Raw genomic sequence first — 6,000 nt, 5'->3', positions numbered from 1 at the left:
CGCCCTCCCCGTGATGATTTCCCCCGTCACCATTGCCTTTCTTTCACTTTTCCATTGCATCAATTTCAGGCGGTTATTGGTGCCAGTGTGAGTGAGCATCCAGCGGATAACCGTTTGCATCACAGCCGATGTCCTGACCGCGCTTCTCGATACGCTGTTTGGTCGAGTTATGATGTGAGGCACACAGTGACTGCCAGTTCTTTTTGTCCCAGAATAAACGCTGCGCCGCTTTGATGGCCGCGCTGTGACGGGTGTTCATGGCGTCTTTGAGTTTATGCGGGACAATGTGGTCTACGACGGTGGCGGCCGTGAATCTGCCCTGTTGCCGGCACATCACACACAGGGGGTGGTGTTGCAGGAAAGTCAGCCGGGCTTTATTCCATTTGCTGCCATAGATACGGGATGACATGCGCTGTCCTCCATAAAGCAAAAAACCACCCGAAGGTGGTGATTATTTAGTGCTCAAATTTATATTATGCGTAACATAGAGCATAACCAGCAAAAGATAAGAAAGGATAATATTAAACCGACTATCGAGGACATAAGGACACCAGCACACCGTTTATGTCTTATGTAAATCCAACCCGAAGCAGCAAGAGTAATCAGGCAGATCACCATAAACAAGAGCAATAATACAAATACCTGCACTTCATGCATACACAAAACTCCCTTTGCTTATTAATCCTATTGAAGTTTCAGTCTACTTTACGTGCATATTGCTGTCAGCTGCTTTATATAACCCCGTCATTTTTTAGCCGGGAGTCAGTCAAAACAGAGATAAAACTCTGCACAATCCACTCAATGAATAGCCTGTTCAGAATTTGCCGTCTCTCCGGCTGTCACATCACTTTGCCTGCCTACAGCGGATGTTGCTGATAATGATCTGTTATTCTCAGGGGCATGGGTTATTTTTGATTCGGTCTGTACGCTCGATGAAAAGGAGGCATGTCATAGCTAATACCGACAGACGGCGATAACCCGACGCAAAGGGATATCGGTATCGATACACCTGAAGAGGTGCGCACAAAACAGAAGAGTTAAAACAAGGAGTTAAGTCGCTTTGTCCAGTACGTTATGTCCAAGTAATTCATTGAAATACAGTGAATTTACTGAGTTTGTCCAGCGCATAAAATAACCATAGAGGTAATCTCTACAGTTGAAATAAAAATGCCACCAGTTCGTATGCGTTGGGTACGCGGTGAGAACGAAGTGGCAGCATGAGTTATCTGTATTCCTTTAACCACTCAGGGAATGGGTAAAGAAATATTAGCTTTAATTTCAAGTGTTAATCAATTGTTAAGAATTATTCGCTTGTTGTTACGGTGTGATGGGTTTATTAGATTTACCAGTTTTTGTGATGATAACGTTGTAAACGATGCGGAGAATAACTATGAAAAAGTATCTTCTTCTTTGCCTAGTGGCAAGCACTGCGCTTTTAGCACCAATGCAGACCTACGCTTCGATTTGCGAGTATATGAATGGTAGTGATTGGGCTAGCTGTATGACTTCGTGCATAGCAGCTTACCATGATTACAATACTTGCCTATCTTTATAATAACTTCCGATAGGACGGTAGTGCTTACACCGTCCTATCACCCACACTGCGTCCTAACATACTCCTGCAATCCCAGAATTATTTGTTCTGAGGTGGCAATGCGTTCTCTGAGTAACCAATAATTTCTGACAGCGGAGTCTGTAGGTCTGGCGGTGGCTGCATCATCCATGCCGGAGGTAGCAATGGCTTTAAATTTAAGGGCGAGAGATGAAGATAACAAATATCGATAAGTAGCACCGAAGAAATATCATATTAAAATCATCTGCAATATTTGTTATAAAACTTTCTTATTTTAGGTTTTACATGAGGGGAAACATTAAATCCGTTCAGTATCCTATCAAATACATCATTACGGCATGGTTCTGACACTCTAATATCACCAGCCATGACCTGACTAGTTACAGTATCAACTCCCAATACTTCAGCTTTTTTATAAAGAATATAACTGTCATGCTTTACAAAAGGATGATCGCCAATACCTAAAATACACGTATCATCATATGCGATATCGCGATAAATAGTAGTTAGGTTGACAGCAAGAAAACACTCTTTTGTTAATGCAGGATAAAATACAGGATCGTTACAAATAAAGAACAGGTGTTCCTTTGCGCCTGTAAGCAACATTATTGCTCCTTTTTTAACAGGCACAAAGTTAATTGTCATGTTAATCCGCTAATAACTCGATCCAGTTCGTTTTGTTCACGCATCCTATTTGCAAGTTGTATCGCCGTCTCATCTGATTTTCCCAGCGCACGAAAAACGCTTCTGGGGTCAATTGGGTACGAGTTGCCATGGGGATCGACCCATTCAGGGCAATGCGAGTGAGTGTAGTCCCTTATCTGCCATTTTGTCATGTAGCCATATTCTGAATAGACGTCACTCAAAACACCTATTTCAGCATCTGTTAACTCATCATATTCATCACGGTCAACCGATGGGAGTTTTGTGATTAGCTCATAATTACTAACACCGGCAATCCATTTTCCCCAGCCATCGTCTGAACCCTGCACGGAGCCATTCATTAAATCGAGTGAATATGAGAGGACTGGCCCCTGAGGCATAGATACCATACGGTCACCGCTGAGTGATTCCCCGTATTTCCTCATATACTCTCTGTCAGCCAGATACATGAGTTTCATTAGTTTCAGATATGCCATGCGCCCACCACCTTTCGATAGCAGGTACGCAGCCATTTGGGCTACTTTTATTTCGCAAAACATAGAAACCTCCAATGAATCTGCGCTATCAAATTGATAACTCTTCATGACGGAGTATATCTTAAGGTATAAATATTCTCTATTATTTCTATGCTCTTTAAGCCATCTTACAATCAATTTACCTTAAAGATAGCGCTTAATAAATTGATTTTACTATTAAAAATAAATATGTTGCAAGTTTATTAATTTTGTGATTGCGATACTCTATTTACACTGATTTCTAATATATTCCTGCAAGTACTTAGTTTGCTGTTCATTCTCCGCCATCATTCTGAGGAGATCGTAATAATCTTGTTTAGCTGGCTCTGTAAGTTGTGGGGTTCTTGCATTGACCACGCTGACGGAGGAAGAGGTTTCAGACACAGGGCAGCTGGCTTGGATACGCAGCTTGCGACGACCAGCGGCAACATCAGCCCGAAGAGTATCGATTTCAGTCTTGGCATTGGTGAGTTCCTGAGAGTGTTTGGTGTCTAACTCATGCAGCATGTCAATGTGCGTGTTCTGATAGTTAATTCGGTCGGTCAGTTGCTGGATTTCGATTAGCTGGTCGTTATTTATACCGAGCTGTTTCTTGTAGACAGAGCGATAGAGGTAAGCGGCACCGGAAGCAATAATCAGCGCAATAACCACACCGTAGGTAAAATTTAGCTTCATGATAAAAACATCTGGCGTTCAGATGCCCTACGCTTAGTCAGACCATCCATCACCTTACCTGCAGCTTTATTCCATCTCAGGAACTCATCGGCTGCACCTTGATAGTCACCGGCATTAAGCTTCTTCAACAAAGTAGAGCGAGCAAAGTTACCCGCACCACAGTTGAAGATGAACGAGCACAGCGCATCAAACTGACCCTGAGTCAGTGATACCTTCACGGCTGATTCAAGGGTGATGTAGATAGGCTGAAGGTCATCATGCAGAAATGCTTCGGCCTGCTGTTCTGTTATCACTTGCCCCGGCTTGACATCTTTTGTGTGACCGTAGCCGATTGTCCACGGAATACCACCCGTTGCCGGATCGGGATAAGCTTTCAGTTTCAGGCCTTCATATTGCTTGATGAAACTCAATCCGTTCTCGCTGATTTTCATCAGATATTACCCCGCTGTTGCTCGCATTCTGCCAGTAGCCTGATAAGCCGATAACGTCTGTAGAAATTAAGGTGATCACAAATCCTTTTATGCTGACGCAGAACTTTCAGAAAACGCATATCAGCTCGCCACCAGTTCCTCAGCTTCCGTAACGCCCACCAACGACGAACCTGATAAAACATTACAACCAGCGGAAATATCTTCACACCGTATATTTCCTTAATCATCTGTGAGCACCTGTCAGTCGGTTCCAGAAATACGTGAGGGCGATACTGCCCATTGCTCCACACATGCCTGCGCTGGCGAATGTCATGTATAAGCTCAGCCCCGCCTCTAAACTGATAAATCCGCCTATCAGTCCGGTAAATCCTGAAACAATGACTTGGGCAAATGCCCCAAACCAACTCCAGCGGGCGTTGCTGGTTTTTATATCAATGATGTAGCGGACGATCCCGCCCCATGCAGAAAGCAACAAAAGTATCAGCCATTGAGATAGCTCAAAGCTGCTTGGGTCTTTATCTGGCATACGCATATTTCCACCCCATCAGAACAATGGGCGTCCGTGGGGTGAGTCTGTGGTCGCCCCTGTGAGTTGTAGTGAATAGGTTGCCAGCCGCAATAAAGATACTGAGATTGTAGGAGTGATTGCGGTGACAAAAATAGAAAAGGCCGCATTCAGCAGCCTTGAATTCAGAGTGTAGATTTATTTCCAGTTGAAACAAAAAGACAGTGTGTTTCCTTCGTTTTGTTTCATTAAAGCGCCTAGTTGTTTTGCGCCATCAGAAATATAAAGAAAACGATTCACAGGGGGTGTGATAGGGCCAATAGAACCAAGATTATAAGTTGAACCATTCACAATTACTTCAAGATTCTTAATTCCTAAGTCTGGTTGGTTTTGGGTATCAACTTTCAACTCCATTCCCCAGAAAGTGCCAATGGGGACCTCTATTAGTTTGAATGTTACTATGCTTCCAACTCCTATAGTACTCTGGAGATTAGTTAGAACGCCATATGTCCTGTCTTCGCTTTCAATCGAATATCCCCACTCTTGAACTTTATCATTATCGGGATCATTACCATTATAATATTGGATGGTTCCTATATTAAGATCAAAAGACAGCATGCATTCAGATTTCCAGTCGCTGGCTCTCAGATATTCGTTCAATTCTTCTGGTGATGGATTCCAAGGGTATGCAACACCATCTTCGGTCTTTATAATATAAGGTCTTACTCCAGTCTCAGGTGCAAGGGACATATACTTATTGAGCATACTCCAGCTAGCACGAGATACCTTCCCCCCCAAAAATATTTTATTAATCGCCCATGCGAAAGAACCCGGATCCGCCCATACAACAGTATTATCATTGTCAAATTCATATTGATCCAGCTTATTAACTTCAGACATAAACACCTCATTTTATTATTCGTTAAAGGTCATTTCATCCTACTGCTAACTAGCCAGTTAATATTACTGAGGTCAGGTTGTTATCTCAATTGAATAGACTGTAACAGAATCAATACGCCTTAAAATAGGGTGACGCATTATAAAGTTTGTCTGTTAGTCGAGTGCGTGATTCAGTGAGGTGTATATTTGAAGTTTGGTGCTGGCATGACTTAATTTGTAGCGATCGAGTGCTGCTCATATCAACCGAAACCATATCTAACATACTGATTTAAATATGGTATATGGTGCTGCTCGACCCTGATCTAACTACTTGAGTTTGTTCCGTTATGGGATTCCCCATATCGGGATTTGAACTAGTCGGTTTCGCCGACAGGTTGAGTTGTTCGGAATGACCGAACATGTGATACTCATGCTAGATCTTACCATTTAATATAAAAGGATTTTTATGCAACCGAACGATAAAAACCCACTCAAACAAAAGTCATTTAAATTCATTCTTGCCGGTGTGATATTACTTTTTATGGCGGGTATTAGATTTATTCAATATGATGATTTTTTACTGGGTACTGTCGAAAGCTTATTGGCTATTGGGCTCATTCTCTTTGGGCTTAAATTGAAAAAAGGCGAAAATAAAAAGTAGACTACTATATTCCCTCAAATTCGGGGGAATTAAAATCCATCGAACTCATCGCACCATTCGAATTCATATTTCATGGGTATTCTCTCCCGATCAGTATG

The 6,000-nt window shown here is 42.4% G+C and carries 9 protein-coding genes and 1 pseudogene; 1 reads left to right on the top strand and 9 read right to left on the bottom strand.

Annotated features, from left to right (window positions below):
* Nucleotides 1-73: 73 nt before the first annotated feature.
* From AACX38_RS20020 to AACX38_RS19975, 9 genes and pseudogenes are all read right to left on the bottom strand, one after another.
* Complete coding sequence (locus AACX38_RS20020) at nt 74-409, bottom strand: HNH endonuclease (protein ID WP_228863324.1); 336 nt, start codon at nt 407-409, stop codon at nt 74-76.
* A 1,183-nt stretch (nt 410-1,592) separates the two neighbouring features.
* A pseudogene (locus AACX38_RS20015) lies at nt 1,593-1,682 on the bottom strand (lysis protein); the annotation flags it as partial.
* A 131-nt stretch (nt 1,683-1,813) separates the two neighbouring features.
* Complete coding sequence (locus AACX38_RS20005) at nt 1,814-2,218, bottom strand: hypothetical protein (protein ID WP_228863323.1); 405 nt, start codon at nt 2,216-2,218, stop codon at nt 1,814-1,816.
* Nucleotides 2,215-2,775 carry a Panacea domain-containing protein gene (locus AACX38_RS20000; RefSeq protein WP_228863322.1) on the bottom strand — a complete coding sequence of 187 codons (561 nt, stop codon included), beginning with the start codon at nt 2,773-2,775 and terminating at the stop codon, nt 2,215-2,217. The genes AACX38_RS20005 and AACX38_RS20000 overlap by 4 nt, the downstream gene beginning before the upstream one ends.
* A 201-nt stretch (nt 2,776-2,976) precedes the next feature.
* Nucleotides 2,977-3,426 (bottom strand): lysis protein, encoded by a 450-nt coding sequence (locus tag AACX38_RS19995; RefSeq protein WP_228863321.1) that lies wholly within the window; start codon nt 3,424-3,426, stop codon nt 2,977-2,979.
* A complete protein-coding gene (locus AACX38_RS19990) occupies nt 3,423-3,857 on the bottom strand; it encodes a lysozyme (protein ID WP_228863320.1) in 435 nt (144 codons plus the stop codon). The genes AACX38_RS19995 and AACX38_RS19990 overlap by 4 nt, the downstream gene beginning before the upstream one ends.
* Complete coding sequence (locus AACX38_RS19985; protein WP_228863319.1) at nt 3,857-4,084, bottom strand: hypothetical protein; 228 nt, start codon at nt 4,082-4,084, stop codon at nt 3,857-3,859. The genes AACX38_RS19990 and AACX38_RS19985 overlap by 1 nt, the downstream gene beginning before the upstream one ends.
* Entirely contained in the window at nt 4,081-4,389 is a 309-nt protein-coding gene (locus AACX38_RS19980; protein WP_370630596.1) for a phage holin family protein, read from the bottom strand. The genes AACX38_RS19985 and AACX38_RS19980 overlap by 4 nt, the downstream gene beginning before the upstream one ends.
* 171 nt (nt 4,390-4,560) lie before the next feature.
* A complete protein-coding gene (locus tag AACX38_RS19975; RefSeq protein ID WP_228863318.1) occupies nt 4,561-5,262 on the bottom strand; it encodes a DUF2829 domain-containing protein in 702 nt (233 codons plus the stop codon).
* A 445-nt stretch (nt 5,263-5,707) separates the two neighbouring features.
* Between AACX38_RS19975 and AACX38_RS19970 the strand changes: the two genes are divergently transcribed.
* Complete coding sequence (locus AACX38_RS19970) at nt 5,708-5,902, top strand: hypothetical protein (RefSeq protein ID WP_228863317.1); 195 nt, start codon at nt 5,708-5,710, stop codon at nt 5,900-5,902.
* The last annotated feature ends 98 nt before the right edge of the window (nt 5,903-6,000 follow it).

Origin of the sequence: Xenorhabdus sp. PB30.3, from assembly GCF_963895965.1 — a bacterium.
Lineage (GTDB): Bacteria > Pseudomonadota > Gammaproteobacteria > Enterobacterales > Enterobacteriaceae > Xenorhabdus > Xenorhabdus stockiae.
The sequence above is the reverse complement of the archived record's forward strand: the minus strand, read 5'-3'. Positions and strand labels throughout refer to the sequence as shown.

Excerpts from the sequence above, each read along its gene's own strand:
- AACX38_RS19985 (WP_228863319.1), bottom strand. The coding sequence starts at position 4,084 with ATGATTAAGGAAATATACGGTGTGAAGATATTTCCGCTGGTTGTAATG.
- AACX38_RS20020 (WP_228863324.1), bottom strand. The coding sequence starts at position 409 with ATGTCATCCCGTATCTATGGCAGCAAATGGAATAAAGCCCGGCTGACT.
- AACX38_RS19980 (WP_370630596.1), bottom strand. The coding sequence starts at position 4,389 with ATGCGTATGCCAGATAAAGACCCAAGCAGCTTTGAGCTATCTCAATGG.
- AACX38_RS19970 (WP_228863317.1), top strand. The coding sequence starts at position 5,708 with ATGCAACCGAACGATAAAAACCCACTCAAACAAAAGTCATTTAAATTC.
- AACX38_RS19975 (WP_228863318.1), bottom strand. The coding sequence starts at position 5,262 with ATGTCTGAAGTTAATAAGCTGGATCAATATGAATTTGACAATGATAAT.
- AACX38_RS19990 (WP_228863320.1), bottom strand. The coding sequence starts at position 3,857 with ATGAAAATCAGCGAGAACGGATTGAGTTTCATCAAGCAATATGAAGGC.
- AACX38_RS20000 (WP_228863322.1), bottom strand. The coding sequence starts at position 2,775 with ATGTTTTGCGAAATAAAAGTAGCCCAAATGGCTGCGTACCTGCTATCG.
- AACX38_RS19995 (WP_228863321.1), bottom strand. The coding sequence starts at position 3,426 with ATGAAGCTAAATTTTACCTACGGTGTGGTTATTGCGCTGATTATTGCT.
- AACX38_RS20005 (WP_228863323.1), bottom strand. The coding sequence starts at position 2,218 with ATGACAATTAACTTTGTGCCTGTTAAAAAAGGAGCAATAATGTTGCTT.